This window comes from Pseudonocardia sp. OZ21, assembly GCF_059359135.1.
This window is the reverse complement of sequence record NZ_JCADBN010000002.1, coordinates 435545-449149: the sequence shown is the minus strand read 5'-3', so window position 1 is coordinate 449149 and position 13605 is coordinate 435545. Positions and strand designations below refer to the sequence as shown.

Genomic DNA, 13605 nt, shown 5'->3' with positions numbered 1-13605 from the left:
CGCCCCCTCGACAACAGGACCGTGAGTACCACCAGTGGTAGGCCAGTGGTAGGCATTGCCCACTTCCTCGTCCACCTTGGCCGGAGGGCCTTCATGCCGCTGCGGACGACGAACCCCGGACGCGGGCCGGGGTTGCCGCCGATGCACTTCCATCACCGGCCACCGCGCCGTCCTCGCTTGCACGTCCGCATCGCCGTAGACCTCGGCCCCGGCGACGGACAAGGGCAGTAGGTCGAGCGGACCCACCTGCATTCCTGCCTGCCCGGCGTGGTACTCAGGTACGCAGCAGAAAGTCTGCCGGGTCGATGCGGTGCGTGCGCTGCCAGAGTTCCATCGCGGTGAACGGCCAGAGCAGCGTGGAACGTCCGGTGCTGTTCTTGTAGAAGGACCTCACCGAGGAGAATGCCCAGGCGCGCTGAGTACTCACTTCGTCCAGTCTCTCGTCGTAGGCTCTGGCGACCGATTCGCGAACCTCGATCACGCTGCTACCGGTCTCGAGCATCGTCCGGACGGCATCGACCACATACCGGACGAGGCACTCGGAGATGAAGAACAGCGATGCCCCGTGCACGACGACGTTGGTGTTCGGCCCGTACAGGCAGAAGAAGTTCGGGAAGCCGGGCACGCAGCTGCCCAGGTAGGCGCGTGCGTCGTCGCCGGCCCAGTGCTGCTGCAGATCAACAGCGTCGCGCCCGGTGACCTGCATGGGGGCGAGGAACTCCGACGCACGGAAGCCGGTCGCATAGATCAGGACGTCGAGCTCGTGCAGCTGGTCGTCGGCGCAGCGCACCCCGCTCTCGGTGATCTCCTTGATCGGATCACGCACGAGGTGTACGTCCGGTCTCTTGAGAGTGGCGATCCAGGTGCCGTCGTCGGCCACCCAGCGCTTCGCGCCGAACGGTGCTCGGGGTGTCAGCGCCTCGCGTAGTTGCAGGTCGTCCTCGGTCTGAGCGTCGATCCATGCCTGCAGTGCCGCGCGCATCTGTTCACTGGTGGCCGACACGGCGCGTTCGGTCGGCGGATAGTTCGGGTCGACGGTCACCGCGGACAGCATTCCCTCGATGCCCGGTAGGAAGGCCACTGCGCGGTACCAGGCTCGGTAATGCGGCAGTTCTGCGAGCAACCTCTTCTCCGCCTCGCCGAGGTCGTGCCGCAGATGCGGAGTCGGCAACAGAAACGTGGATGTCCGAGCAAACACCCGCACTTCGGCGGCCTGCTCGGCGATCACGGGGATCATCTGCATCCCGCTCGCCCCCGTGCCGATCACCCCAACCCGTTTGCCGGTCAGGTCGATCGAGTGGTTCCAGCGTGCGGTATGAAACGCCGGTCCATCGAACTGCTCGGATCCGGGAATGGCAGGGATGTGCGGCCGGTTCAGCTGCCCGACCGCGTTCACCTGCAGGGTGGCTCGAACCTCACGGATGTTGTCGTCGGAGCGCACGGTGAGCACCCAGTCCCGGTTGGCGTCGTCCCAAGAGCTGGAAAGTACCTCCGAGTTGAACTCGATGTCCTCGTAGAGTCCATTTTCCTCAGCGAACTCGCGCAGATAGGCCTGCATCGCCGGCTGAGTGCTGAAGTGACCGTCCCAGCTGCTCGGGTGACAGGAGTAGCGGTAGACCGCACTGGAGAGGTCGACCCGACTTCCGGGATAGGTGTTGTCGTGCCACGTACCGCCGACGTCCGGGTTCTTCTCGAACACCATGACCTGCACCCCGGCTTGTCGCAAGCGGTGGGCGATCAACATCCCCGTCTCGCCGGCACCGACGATCGCCACCCGAAGCTGCGGGGCCGGCGCCATCGTGGAGCGATGCCACAGCGGCATACCGGGATCGTCGCCCGGTCCGAAGGACAGCGACTCGGCAAGCAGTGAGGTATAAGGAGCAAACGCGGCGCCCATGGCCCACTCGACGGAACGCTCCAACAGGTCATAGCTTGGCCGAGCCCGCTCCCAGCCGGCGCCCACGCGCTCCAACGCCGCCACACAGGCGCGGCCGATGTCGTCCCGGGTCTCCGCGGGGTAGCCACCGGCCACCACGCCGACCGAGAGATCAGGACGCCATTCCTCGCGCAGAAGACCACGATCTCCGGTGAGATGCGTCGAAGTCAGCAGCAGCGCCACCGGATCCACAACATCGAGACTCTGCCGGAGCCCGTCGAGTGGTAGTCCGCTTTGCTCGGTAACGGCCATTCGGGATCCCTTCATCTCGGCTATCCGGAAGCGTGCAGGCTGGAACAGCATCGGAGTCTTCTGTCCCAGAAGTGGGATCGCCGATCAACTTTAGATGTTCTGGATCTTCTGATCAGTGCTTGGTGACGGCCGCCACGCGGCGGCGGTGATATGACGCACGCGGGTACGCATGGATCGGGAGATGTCGGGATGAATCGGCTCCTGGGCTGCAACCGTCCGCTCCACTCAAAGCACGCATTGGTGGCAGAGCCGCTGGTCTGGCGCTCGACGAGAGGCGGAAAGGCGTGGTCGAACTCGCCGACCGGCACTCCGGCGAACGTGACGTGCCCGTCACGAGCCCGCCGATGTCTACCTGTCCGCCGACTCTCGCCGCTTCCAGGCGTCGCCGGTGCCGCTGGACCGCGACGCGGAGTACTGGCTCGGCCAGGGGACCGCGGCCAGAGCGCCGTGACGGCCAGCTGGTCGCCATCACCACCGCAGCACATCGGGTCCTCGCCATGGGGGACGAGGACGACGAGCCGCTGGCGGCCCTCTCCGCCGTCTGCTGCGCGCTGTCCCGGCGTGCGCACCGGCTCGCTGATCTGGTCGTTGCCCATCACCCTTGGCTGCCTGCTCTGCCCCTGCCGTCGCGGGACCGGTTGTGCGCCCCGAGGGCCGGTCCCGCGGTGAACGTGGTGCCTGTGGTGCCGCCCACCATCCTGAACCGGCACGGCGACGGATCCGTCCCTGTCGATGGGATTGCCGAAACGCCCGCCGCGCAGCGGCGGGTGCAGCTGTGCCGGTGACGGCCGTCCGACCAGGAACACCAGCCGGCGGGGCGAGGAGATCAAAGGATCAACTTGGCGGGATTCACTCCGGCCGCCGTGCTCGTGTCGCTCATCCCCGGGGCGAACCAACTCCTCGGCCTGAGCAAACGCGGTGCGCTACGGCGTCGGGCACGCCCTCGCGAGAGTCGGAGCGCGGCTGGTCGCCTTCGTCGTCCTCATCGGGCTGGTCGTCGCGGGGCTCGGTGCAGCGCTCGCCGCCTCACCGACGGCGCTGATGGCGGTCAAGTGGGTGGGAGTCAGCTACCTCGCCTGGCTCGGGATCACCGGGCTGCGGCGTGCACTGCCCAACCCGATCGACTCGTTGACCCCGCCCCCGACCGGAGGTGGGAGCCTGCGGCGGCTCGTCGTCAACGAGTTCGTCGTCGCGATCAGCGACCCCAAGGCCATATTGCTCTTCGCCGCGCTGCTGCCCCAGTTCGCCGGTGAGGCCGGAAGCGGCGTCGACATCCGGATCGCCCTGCTCGGGGCGGCGTACCTGGTCGTCGAACTGATCGTCGGCCTCGGCTACATCGCGCTCGGGAGCCGCATCGGTGCGCTGGGCAGTGGCATTCCCGCCCGGACCCAGCGCCGGGTCGATCTCGGCAGCAGCATCTGCTTCATCGACCTCGCCGGGCTCCTCGCCGTGGACGACCTCGTCTGAGGGCTTCGTCCACGATGCGCCGGGGCATCATCCGATGCAGAAACGGCCTCGCTCGTTGCCGGCGAAGGGCCACCGCTCGGTGAGCGTGCGGTGGGTCTGGGTGGGATGGGGACGATCCCGGGTGTGGTGTCGGGGGCGTCGATCCTCGGCGCCGATCCCCACCGCGCCCGTCCCCACCGCGCCGGTCAGGCGGCCCGGCTCGATCCGAGCGCCTTGGTCTCGACAGCGGCCGGAAGCTCGGCGCGGGTCGGGCCGGGGGCGTAACGAGCCATTCGCCGAGCGAACATCGGCGACGGGCCCTCCGGCCGGGCGGCGGCCTGCAGACGAAGGCCGCGCCGTTCTACAACGGGATCGACCTGGTGGTCGGTACCGCGGCCCAGACGGGCCGGGAGGGCAACCCCGTTCCGGGGGAGCACGTTCCGCGGCCGGTTGCGGGCCGACCCGACGTCCTACACTGCGCCCTGCGGGTGGCTGCGACCCGGGCGCCGGAGTGCACCCGGAGTCCGGCAACCCGATCGTCACCATCGGCGACTTCCTCCGGTTCGCCGGCACGATGGGACCGCAGCGGTCAGGGCAGCATCCAGCCCAGCACCGGGGTGGCCTGCAGCGCGATGAGGACGGCGAGCACGAGCAGCATCCCCACGCTCCAGCCGATCACCTTGCGCAGGAGCACGCCCTCCTGACCCTCGAGCTTCACCGCGACGGCGGCGATCGTCAGGTTCTGCGGGGAGAGCATCTTGCCCAGCACCCCGCCCGAGGAGTTGGCGGCCGCGAGCAGCTCAGGAGGCAGTCCGGTGCTGCGCGCCGCGGTCACCTGCAAGGCCCCGAACAACGCGTTCGACGACGTGTCCGAACCCGTGACGGCCACGCCGAGCCACCCGAGCACGGGGGAGAAGAAGGCGAGCGCCCCGCCGGCGGAGGCGATGATGAGAGCGATCGCCGTGGTCTGTGCCGACGCGTTCATCACGTACGCGAGCGCCAGCACCGAGGCCACCGTGAGGATCGCCCAGCGGAGATCGACGATCGTGCGCACCCACGTGGCGGCGGCGCGTCTGGCCCCCACGCCGAGCAGCGGCACCACGATCAGCCCGGCGACGACCATCAGCGTGCCCGCCGTGGAGAACCAGGTCAGGGAGTACTGCGTGGTGCTGGACATCAGGGGCTTGCCGTTGGTCCCGATGATGTCGAGGAACGGCCAGGTGAACGCGAGCTTGAGGGAGTCGAGCACCGGCTTGAGGCCGGGCAGCTGGTCGAGCGCGAACACGACCACGATGATCACGTACGGCGCGTAGGCCTTGCGGACGTCAGCGGGTGAGTCCGGCGTCGCGACCGTGCCGGGGCCACCGGAGGCCGCCAGCGCGGGCTCCCGCGCCGCCCAGACCGCGTCGGGCCGGGCGCGCGCGAGCAGGATCACCGCGATCGCGGCGAGCAGCGACGCGAGGATGTCGGTGAGCGGCACTGACACGTAGTTCGACACGGCGAACTGGGTGATCGCGAAGACCACCCCGCACCCGAGGGCCGGCACCCACGCCTCGCGCAGGCCGCGCCTGCCGTCGACGAGGAACACGAGCACGAGCGGGACGAACACGGCGAGCACCGGGGTCTGCCTGCCGATCGTGGACGCCACCGTGTTCAACGGCAGGCCGGCGACACCGGCCAGGGTGATGACCGGGACTCCCATGGCCCCGAACGCGACCGGCGCCGTGTTGGCCACGAGAGCGACCACGGCGGCCTTGAGCGGCTTGAACCCCAGCGCCATCAACATCACCGAGGTGATCGCGACGGGGGCGCCGAATCCGGCCAGTGCCTCCAGCAGGGCGCCGAAGCAGAACGCCACCAGGATCGCCTGGGTCCGCTGGTCGGTCGACAGCGCACCGAAGCTGCGGCGCAGAATGTCGAAATGGCCGGTGGCCACGGTCATGTTGAACACCCAGAGGGCACTCACGACGATCCACATGATCGGCAGGAGCCCGTAGAACGCCCCGTGCGCTGCCACCGAGAGGGCCATCCCGGCGGGCATCCCGAACCCGAGGATCGCCACGAGTAGCGCCGCAGCGAGCCCGGCGAGGGCGGCCCACTGGGCCCGGACCCGCAGTACTCCCAGGAGAACGAGTACGACCGCGAGCGGGACCACGGAGGCCAGCGCGGACAGGCCGAGCGAATGGCCGACGGCTTCGGGATTCTGGCGATAGGCGGCGAGGACGAAGGTCACCGGACGGGACGGTTCCAACGGCACCGGCAATGCTGACGCGGACCACATGATCGCGGATTTTGCCATCGGTTCATGTGTTATCCGGCTCAGTCGTTCAAGGAGCTGCCCCAGGAATGGGGCAGTGCGTCCGGAAATGTCCGGGACGCCCCGCTCTCCCACGGTTCGACCGGTGGCGGCGCGCCTCGGCACCCATGCCCGCCGAATCGGACGACTTCCGTCACACCGCACCCGAATCGAACGGTGCCCGAGCACGGTTCCCCGGCCGCTGCTGTGTGGGGGACGTCACCCGACATGCCGGGCGGCGCGATCGGGTGGCCGACCCTCTCCGGAGCTGTTCGTCCGGTGTGACCGAATCGGGGATCGCGCCGGGACGACCCCTGGATACGGTGCCGGGCCCGCATGAGCACGACGCGTCGTCCCGGCGATTGACACGCGTGATCACCCGTCGCAGAGTGTGATCCACCTGACACAGGGGGCGCGATGGGTGAGTTCGGGTACGCGGCGCAGTTTCCGCGGGTGCTCCGCCGGTTCGCCCTCTTCGCGATCGCGTTCTCGATCGTCTCCATCACCACGGGGATCTTCGTCAACTACGCGTACGGACTCACCCAGCTCGGCCCGGCGGCGATCTGGCTCTGGCCGGTCGCCGCCGTCGGCCAGTTCCTCGTGGTGCTCGTCCTCGCCGAGCTGGCCGGGTACTTCCCGCTCGCCGGCGCCAACTACCAGTGGACGGCCCGGCTGGTCGGACCCCGCTTCGGTTACGTCGTGGGGTCCCTCGGCGTGCTCTACGGCGCCGTCGGCCTCCCCGGGATCGCGCTGATCGGGCTCGCGCCGCTGACGGCCACCGTCCTCGGGCTGGACGCGGGGAACGTCCGGCTCCTGCTGTTCATCGCGGTGCTGGCGCTCGTGGTCGCCGACCTCGTCAACATCGTGCGGGTGCAACTGGCCGCGCGGGTCAACAACGTCGCGGTGTTCGCCGAGATCATCGGCACCGTCGTGCTCAGCGTCGTGGTGTTCCTGGCGTGGGTGCGGGGCGGGGCGGACGTCCCCGGCGGCGGCCACGGGTTCGGCTTCCTGTTCACCACCGCCACCGAGGCGCCGCTGGCCGACGCCGTCGTCGGCGGCGCACTGATCGGGATCTTCACCCTCGTCGGCTTCGAGGCGGCGGCCGACATGGCCGAGGAAGCCGTCGACGCCCGGCGTGCGGTGCCGCGGGCGATGATCCTGTCCGTCGTGGTCTCCGGCGTGCTGGGGATGTTCGCGCTGGTCGGGTTCACCCTCGCCATCCCGGACGTGGCCGCGGTCCAGGCGTCGCCGGTGCCGCTGGCCGCGATCGCGGAGTACTGGCTCGGCCCGGTGCTCACGAAGGTCTTCCTCGCGATCGTCGTGTTCTCGATGTTCGCCTTGATCGTGGTGGCGGCCGCGTCGAACTCCCGGCTGATCTTCGCGATGGCGCGCGACGCGATGCTGCCGTTCTCCACCGCGTTGGCACGGGTGCACCCCCGTACCGGCACGCCCGTCACCGCGCTGGTCGTCTCGCTCGTGGTCTGCCTGGTGCTGCTGGCCTACGGCACGGCCGACGGCAACGCGTTCGCGGTGCTGGTGGGGGCCACGGCGCTCGTGCCGTACCTGGTCTACCTGCTCACCCTCGGCGGCTACCTCGCGCGGCGCCGGGCGCTGGTCGATGCGGGGGAGGGCGGCTTCCGGCTCGGGGCCGCCGCCCTGCCCGTCGCGGTGCTGGCGGTGCTGTGGCTCGTCGCGGTGGTGGCGGCGCTGACGCTGCCCGAGGCGTTCCGCTCCGCCGACTACGTCGTGCTCGCCGCGCTGGCGCTCGCCGGGCTCTGGTACGTCGCCGTGCTGCGGCGCAGGCTCCGCGACGGCACCGCCGGGCTGGGATCCGCCCGCACCGACCCCGTGGAGATTCGATGACCTGGCGGAACTGGGCGGGCAACCAGCGCACCGACCCGAGGCGCACCGTCGTCGCGCGGGACGCGGGCGACGTGGTCGAGGCGGTGAAGGGTGCCGAACGCGACGGGCTGCGGGTCAAGGCGCTCGGCTCCGGGCACTCGTTCACCGCCATCGCCGTGCCCGAGGACATCGCGCTGCGGCCGCCTGCCGACCCGGCCCTGCTGCTCGTGGACAGCACGACGGGGCTGGTCACCGCCCCCGCCGGGTTGCCGCTGCACCGGCTCAACGCGCTGCTGTGGGAGCGCGGGCTCGCCCTGCCCAACCTCGGTGACATCGAGGCCCAGACCGTGGCGGGCGCGATCTCCACCGGCACCCACGGCACCGGTGCCACCCACCGTGGGCTCGCCGCCCAGGTGCGGGCGCTGGAGATCGTGCTGGCCGACGGGTCGCTGATCACCTGTTCCGCCACCGAGCACGCCGACGTCTTCGCCGCCGCGCGGATCGGGCTCGGCGCGCTGGGAGTGCTCACCCACGTGACGCTGCAGGCCGTCCCGGCGTTCCGGCTGCACGCGGTCGAGACCGCGATGCCGCTTCCCGACGTGCTCGCCGGCCTCGACGAACTGGTCGCCTGCCACGAGCACTTCGAGTTCTACTGGTTCCCGCACACCGACATCGCCGCCACCAAGAGCAACAACCGCACCGAGGCGACGGGCCCGGCCCGCGGTCGCGTCGCGGAGTGGGTGGGCGACGACCTGCTCGGCAACGGCGCCTTCGGGCTCGCCTGCCGGCTCGGCGCGGCCGCGCCCCGGCTCGTGCCGCCGATCAACCGGCGGATGGCCGCGCAGATGGCCGCCGCCGAGTACGTCGACCGGTCCTACCGGGTCTTCACCAGCCCGCGGCGGGTGCGGTTCGTGGAGATGGAGTACGCCGTCCCGCGGGAGGCGATCCACGAGGCGCTCGCCGGCCTGCGCGCCGCCGCGGAGCGCCACGCCCGCGCTGTCACGTTCCCGGTGGAGGTGCGCTTCGCCGCCGCCGACGACATCCCGCTCTCGACCGCCGCCGGTCGCGACAGCGCCTACATCGCCGTGCACGTGTACCGCGGGCAGCCGCACGAGGCGTACTTCGGGGCCGTCGAGGCCGTGCTGGCCGGGCTGGGCGGGCGCCCGCACTGGGGCAAGCTGCACACCCAGACGGCGGCGACGCTGCGCGAGCGGTACCCGGCGTTCGACGGCTTCGTGGCGGTGCGCGACCGGCTCGATCCGCAGGGCCGGTTCACCAACGCCTACCTCGACCGCGTGCTCGGGGCACCGGGTAGCTCCGCGCCCTGACCTCCTCCGGCAGGCTGGTCGCGCACGCGACCCGGCGCTACCGCTCAGGGTCCGTGTTCGTCCGGAGTACTCGCTCCGACGCGAGCATCCACGCCGCGAGCGCGAGGACACCGCCTTCGAACGCGACGAGGTCGTCGTCCCACTGCCCCGGCGACCGGTGGGTGTCCGGCGTGAGCAGGAGCAGGCCTCCGAGCAGGTTGACCAGTCCCCACAGCCCGTTGACCCCAGGACCGGACCGTCGGCCCGCGAGCGGGGTGAGGTGGCGGCGGCCGGTGATCGCGGTGGCCAGGTGCGGGGCGCTGTTGCCGACGAGAACTCCGGCGAGAAAGGACCGAACACGTGATCGGCTCACGGTGCCCACGCTAGCGAGCAGGGCGGGGGATGACCACCGGCCACGGCGGTGTAGCGAGCGGATGCTTTGCGTAGCCGCCGAGAAAGCTTCGTCACACCGTGCAACGGACGCCCGTGTGGCGCCGATCAACCGGTGGCGTCCACACACCAGCACGTGGACCGACGACGTGGAGGCGATGGTGCGACCCCTGGTTGCGACGCGGTTGCTGCAGAACCCGCTGGGCATGACGGCGGCACCCGGGGACCGGGGCGACATCGTGCGGGTCAGCGACGGGCGGGCGTCGGTCTACCTGCTTCCGCACGAGTACGACGCCGCCGACGAGCGGAAGCTCCGCTGGCTGCTGGCGAAGGCGTCGGTCCCCGTTTCCTGACGGTCCGCCCCGCCGCGCTCGGTCCGGCTCGTGTCCAGGGATCAGTGCCGTTCACTCGCCTCGTAGACCCGGGCGGGTGTGCCGACGATGAGCGGGTCGGGCGTGCCGACGACGTCAGCGTCCTTCGTCGGGTAGTCCAGAGTGGACAGCACCCAGCTCAGCGCGGCGATCCGGCCCCTCTTCTTGTCGTTGCTCTTCACGACGGTCCACGGGGCGGTCGGGCTGTCGGTCCTGGCGAACATCTGTTCCTTCGCCCGCGTGTAGTCGTCCCAGCGCCCCAGCGCGGCCAGATCCACCGGGCTGAGCTTCCATTGCCGCAGCGGGTCGATGACCCGGACCGTGAACCGGGTGCGTTGCTCGGCCCGGGACACCGAGAACCACAGCTTCACCAGATGGATGCCGCTGTCGACCAGCGCCGACTCCAGGCCGGGGGCCTGCGCCATGAACTCCTGGTACTCGTGGTCGGTGCAGAAGCCCATCACGGGCTCGACGACGGCCCGGTTGTACCAGGACCGGTCGAACAGGATGATCTCCCCGGCCGCGGGGAGCTGGCTGAAGTAGCGCTGGAAGTACCACTGGGTCTGCTCACGTGACGTCGGCTTCTCCAGCGCGACCACCCGGGCGCCGCGCGGGTTGAGATGCTCCATGAACCGCTTGATCGTGCCGCCCTTGCCTGCGGCGTCGCGCCCCTCGAACAGCACGACGACCCGTTGCCCGGTGTCCTTGACCCACGACTGCATCTTCAGCAGCTCGATCTGCAGAGCCCGCTTGCGGGTCTCGTACTCCTCGCGGCTCATCCGCTCGTCGTAGGGATAGTCCTGCTGCCAGGTGGAGATCTCGCGGCCGTCAGGGCCCAGCAGAAGTGTCTCGTCGTCGTCGAGTTCCTGAACCGTCATCCCGTCGAGACCGTCCAGGAGGTCCGCGGATGCCAACGCCTCACGCAGTTCCCGGCGGGTGCGCTCCGAATGGCCTACGCCGCGTGGAGTTCGCCGGAACGAGCTCACGACCTGGTCGACAGAAGTCACTTCGATCCCCGTCTCTCACTGCATTCACCCGGTGACGCTCACCGGTCCGTCTCGCGTTCACCGCCATTCGTACCCGGTGGGGGTGCCCGCCCGGGCCCACGGCGCCGGGTCGGCGACGAATGTTCAACTCCGGATTCGGGTCCTTGGTCCGTGTGGGAGGAGCCCGACGCCTCCAGATGAACCCGGGGCGCCGTGCCTAGCGTCGACGGGGAGCTGCTTCACCCAGGAGGAAGAGACCATGCGGATCCACGAGATCATGTCCAGTCCTGCGGTCACCGTCCCGCCCGACCTGCCGGTGAAGGACGCGGCAGCTGTGCTCGACGCCCACGGGTTCACGTGCCTCCCCGTGGTCACGGGGGACGGCCGGTTGGTCGGCGTGATCGGTGAGAAGGAGCTCCTGGCCGACCGCTTCCCGCCGGACCCGCGGGTCCCCCTCTCGGATCGCGTGGTCCGGAGCCCCGGCAGGCTCGTGGCCGACGTGATGGACCTGGACGTTCTCCTCGCCCATCCGCAGGAGGGCGTGGCAGACCTGTTGACGGTGATGCGTTCGGCGGACACCAGGTCGCTTCCCGTGGTGGAGGGCGACGTGGTGGTCGGCATGGTGACCTATCGGGACCTCGTGCACGCCCTCGCCCGTGACGATGCTCTGGTCGAGGTCGACGTGCGGCGCAGGCTCAACCTGTACGGCGGGGTCGGACGCTGGCAGGTGACCGTGCGGGACGGCGAGGTGACCCTCGTCGACGACCGCGACGACTCCGTCGAGCGGGACACCGCCGTCCGGCTGGCCGAAGCGGTCATCGGGGTCACGGGATGCCGGGTGATCGAGACGACCACCTCGTCGAGGTGACGCCGTGAGCGGCTCTGCGCACGGCGATCCCGGCGCGGGGACACTCGAGCATGTCAGGACGTCCGCCGGGTCGTGCGGCGGAGCCGAGGATCGAGGAGTGGACGCATGAGCACAGGGACCGGTTCGGAGCGCGGCTTCATCGCCGTCGGAATCGACGGGTCGCCGTCGTCGGTGCAGGCGCTGCGGTGGGCGCTCGGGCAGGCCCGGCTCACGGGCGCGGCCCTGCGTGCCGTCACCACCTGGGACTTCCCGGCGTCCTACGGGTGGGCCGTGTCCGTCGACGACGTCGACTGGGAGGGCACCGCGCGGGCCGTGCTGGAACGCGCGGTCAAGGAGGCGGTCGGTGCCGATGCCACCGTCCCGGTCGAGCAGGTCGTGGTGCGGGGACACCCGGCGCAGGTGCTGGTGGACGTGGCGGCCGGAGCCGACCTGCTCGTCGTCGGGAGCAGGGGGCACGGCGGGTTCGCCGGCCTGCTGCTCGGCTCGGTCAGCCAGCATGTCGTGGCACACGCCTCGCGTCCCGTCGTCGTCGTGCACGACGCGCCGGAGCCGGCCGCCGGATGACCGTATCGTCGCAGGTCGGTTGTGCTCCTCGCAGACGACGGCGATCTTGCGAGGACGTGTTCGAGAGGGACCCGAGGCCCTAGGGTCGCCGGACATGTCCTCAACGCAGGTCTCCCGCCACGTGAGGGCGCCTCGCTCCGTGGTCTATCGGGCGCTCCTGGAAGCGGACGCGATCGCGAGGTGGCGCGTCCCGACCGGAATGAGTAGCCAGGTCCACGACTTCGACGCCCGCGAAGGCGGCTCGTTCCGCGTGTCGCTCACCTACGACGCATCGAGTGGAGCAGGCAAGTCGGATCCGGACACCGACACCCGTCACGGACACTTCGCCAAGCTGGTGCCGGATGAGCAGGTTGTCGAGGTGTTCGAGTTCGAGACCGCGGATCCGGCGCTCGGCGGGACCATGACGATGACGACCACCCTCCGCGATGCCGACGGCGGCACCGAGGTCCTCATCCTGCACGAGGGGATCCCCGACAGCGTGCCCGCCGCCGACAACGAGACGGGCACGCGGATGGCGCTGGAGAAACTCAAGCTCGTCGAGGAGAGGAAGGCCGCGCCACGGGGGCGTTGACCTCGGCGCCGGACACTGCCGACGCCCTGAACCGTCGTGGGTGTGCGGTGTCTCACCCCCTCACCCCGTGCCGGTGTGCAGTCCTTGCACACCGGCGATGAGCAGGTCCAGCCCGCGCGAGAAGTAGGCGTCGTCGTCCGCGCAGGAGGCGAGCGCGTCGGCGGCGGCGACCACGTGCGGGTAGTCGTGCGGCGCCAGCGAGAGCAGGGTGGCCCGCTGGGCGCGTACCGCGGCGTCGCGGACCTCGGGGTCGGGACCGTGTCCTGCGCCGGGTTCGGCGGTCACCAGTGTCACGACGGCCGCGACGAGGTAGCCGCCGACCTCGGCGGCCTCCTCGGTGCCGAACCCGGCCTCGTCGAGCAGGCCCAGTGCGCGTTCGGCGAGGGCGAGCCCTGCATGGCTGGAGAGGATCCGGGTGCGGGTCAGGGCGGCGACCGCCGGGTGCGGCCGTAGCACCCCCATGAACGCGGCGAGGGTCGCGCGCAACTGCTCGGCCCACCCTCCCTGCTCGGCGTCCGGCAGTCGCACCGATCGGAAGAGATGCTCCGCGAGGGCGTCGAGCAGCTCGTCCTTGTCGCGGAAATGCCAGTAGAGGGCCATCGGCGTGACGTCGAGGTCGGCGGCGAGGCGGCGGATGGTCAGGGCGTCGAGGCCCTCCGCGTCGGCCACTGCCAGTGCCCGGCCCACGACGACCTCGCGGTCCAGCCGTGCCCGGCGCCCGCTCCCCGCCCTGCTGCGTTCCACATCACGACTTTACGCCGTACAAGTGACTGTAC

13 protein-coding genes are annotated in these 13605 nt (G+C 70.4%); 8 read left to right on the top strand and 5 right to left on the bottom strand.

What is annotated here, in order from left to right; genetic code table 11:
• Positions 1–274 precede the first annotated feature (274 nt).
• Complete coding sequence (locus AC5L35_RS05735) at positions 275–2239, bottom strand: flavin-containing monooxygenase (RefSeq protein WP_495058486.1); 1965 nt, start codon at positions 2237–2239, stop codon at positions 275–277.
• A 446-nt stretch (positions 2240–2685) separates the two neighbouring features.
• On the opposite strand from AC5L35_RS05735, the gene AC5L35_RS05730 reads away from it, so the two are divergent.
• Together AC5L35_RS05730 and AC5L35_RS05725 are read left to right on the top strand one after the other, a co-directional pair.
• Positions 2686–2973, top strand: coding sequence for a hypothetical protein (locus AC5L35_RS05730; RefSeq protein WP_495058485.1), 288 nt, complete (start codon positions 2686–2688; stop codon positions 2971–2973).
• Positions 2974–3106: 133 nt separating this feature from the next.
• The gene (locus AC5L35_RS05725; protein ID WP_495058484.1) at positions 3107–3655 is read left to right on the top strand and encodes a LysE family translocator; all 549 of its coding nucleotides are present in this window, start codon (positions 3107–3109) and stop codon (positions 3653–3655) included.
• A gap of 568 nt (positions 3656–4223) precedes the next feature.
• On the opposite strand, the gene AC5L35_RS05720 is transcribed toward AC5L35_RS05725, so the two are convergent.
• Positions 4224–5867 carry an L-lactate permease gene (locus AC5L35_RS05720; protein ID WP_495058483.1) on the bottom strand — a complete coding sequence of 548 codons (1644 nt, stop codon included), beginning with the start codon at positions 5865–5867 and terminating at the stop codon, positions 4224–4226.
• Positions 5868–6347: 480 nt separating this feature from the next.
• Between AC5L35_RS05720 and AC5L35_RS05715 the strand changes: the two genes are divergently transcribed.
• Together AC5L35_RS05715 and AC5L35_RS05710 are read left to right on the top strand one after the other, a co-directional pair.
• Entirely contained in the window at positions 6348–7793 is a 1446-nt protein-coding gene (locus AC5L35_RS05715; protein ID WP_495058482.1) for an APC family permease, read from the top strand.
• Positions 7790–9100, top strand: coding sequence for a D-arabinono-1,4-lactone oxidase (locus AC5L35_RS05710; protein WP_495058481.1), 1311 nt, complete (start codon positions 7790–7792; stop codon positions 9098–9100). Before AC5L35_RS05715 ends, AC5L35_RS05710 begins: the two co-directional genes overlap by 4 nt.
• 37 nt (positions 9101–9137) lie before the next feature.
• On the opposite strand, the gene AC5L35_RS05705 is transcribed toward AC5L35_RS05710, so the two are convergent.
• Positions 9138–9452, bottom strand: coding sequence for a hypothetical protein (locus AC5L35_RS05705; protein ID WP_495058480.1), 315 nt, complete (start codon positions 9450–9452; stop codon positions 9138–9140).
• A 175-nt stretch (positions 9453–9627) separates the two neighbouring features.
• Between AC5L35_RS05705 and AC5L35_RS05700 the strand changes: the two genes are divergently transcribed.
• Positions 9628–9822 (top strand): hypothetical protein, encoded by a 195-nt coding sequence (locus AC5L35_RS05700; protein ID WP_495058479.1) that lies wholly within the window; start codon positions 9628–9630, stop codon positions 9820–9822.
• Between the two features lie 41 nt (positions 9823–9863).
• On the opposite strand, the gene ppk2 is transcribed toward AC5L35_RS05700, so the two are convergent.
• Positions 9864–10718 (bottom strand): polyphosphate kinase 2, encoded by an 855-nt coding sequence (gene ppk2, locus AC5L35_RS05695; protein ID WP_495058478.1) that lies wholly within the window; start codon positions 10716–10718, stop codon positions 9864–9866.
• A gap of 367 nt (positions 10719–11085) precedes the next feature.
• Between ppk2 and AC5L35_RS05690 the strand changes: the two genes are divergently transcribed.
• From AC5L35_RS05690 to AC5L35_RS05680, 3 genes are all read left to right on the top strand, one after another.
• Positions 11086–11694, top strand: coding sequence for a CBS domain-containing protein (locus AC5L35_RS05690; RefSeq protein ID WP_495058477.1), 609 nt, complete (start codon positions 11086–11088; stop codon positions 11692–11694).
• A gap of 105 nt (positions 11695–11799) precedes the next feature.
• Positions 11800–12258 carry a universal stress protein gene (locus AC5L35_RS05685; protein WP_495058476.1) on the top strand — a complete coding sequence of 153 codons (459 nt, stop codon included), beginning with the start codon at positions 11800–11802 and terminating at the stop codon, positions 12256–12258.
• A gap of 94 nt (positions 12259–12352) precedes the next feature.
• Positions 12353–12829: an SRPBCC domain-containing protein gene (locus tag AC5L35_RS05680; RefSeq protein ID WP_495058475.1), complete on the top strand. Its 477-nt coding sequence runs from the start codon at positions 12353–12355 to the stop codon at positions 12827–12829.
• Positions 12830–12889: 60 nt separating this feature from the next.
• Here AC5L35_RS05680 and AC5L35_RS05675 read toward each other — a convergent pair whose 3' ends face one another.
• Entirely contained in the window at positions 12890–13573 is a 684-nt protein-coding gene (locus AC5L35_RS05675) for a TetR/AcrR family transcriptional regulator C-terminal domain-containing protein (RefSeq protein WP_495058474.1), read from the bottom strand.
• Positions 13574–13605: the final 32 nt, after the last annotated feature.

Bases quoted from the DNA above. Each gene is read 5' to 3' on its own strand.
- AC5L35_RS05735 (WP_495058486.1), bottom strand. From the start codon at position 2,239: ATGCTGTTCCAGCCTGCACGCTTCCGGATAGCCGAGATGAAGGGATCC.
- AC5L35_RS05730 (WP_495058485.1), top strand. From the start codon at position 2,686: ATGGGGGACGAGGACGACGAGCCGCTGGCGGCCCTCTCCGCCGTCTGC.
- AC5L35_RS05715 (WP_495058482.1), top strand. From the start codon at position 6,348: ATGGGTGAGTTCGGGTACGCGGCGCAGTTTCCGCGGGTGCTCCGCCGG.
- AC5L35_RS05710 (WP_495058481.1), top strand. From the start codon at position 7,790: ATGACCTGGCGGAACTGGGCGGGCAACCAGCGCACCGACCCGAGGCGC.
- AC5L35_RS05700 (WP_495058479.1), top strand. From the start codon at position 9,628: ATGGTGCGACCCCTGGTTGCGACGCGGTTGCTGCAGAACCCGCTGGGC.
- ppk2 (WP_495058478.1), bottom strand. From the start codon at position 10,718: ATGACGGTTCAGGAACTCGACGACGACGAGACACTTCTGCTGGGCCCT.
- AC5L35_RS05690 (WP_495058477.1), top strand. From the start codon at position 11,086: ATGCGGATCCACGAGATCATGTCCAGTCCTGCGGTCACCGTCCCGCCC.
- AC5L35_RS05685 (WP_495058476.1), top strand. From the start codon at position 11,800: ATGAGCACAGGGACCGGTTCGGAGCGCGGCTTCATCGCCGTCGGAATC.
- AC5L35_RS05680 (WP_495058475.1), top strand. From the start codon at position 12,353: ATGTCCTCAACGCAGGTCTCCCGCCACGTGAGGGCGCCTCGCTCCGTG.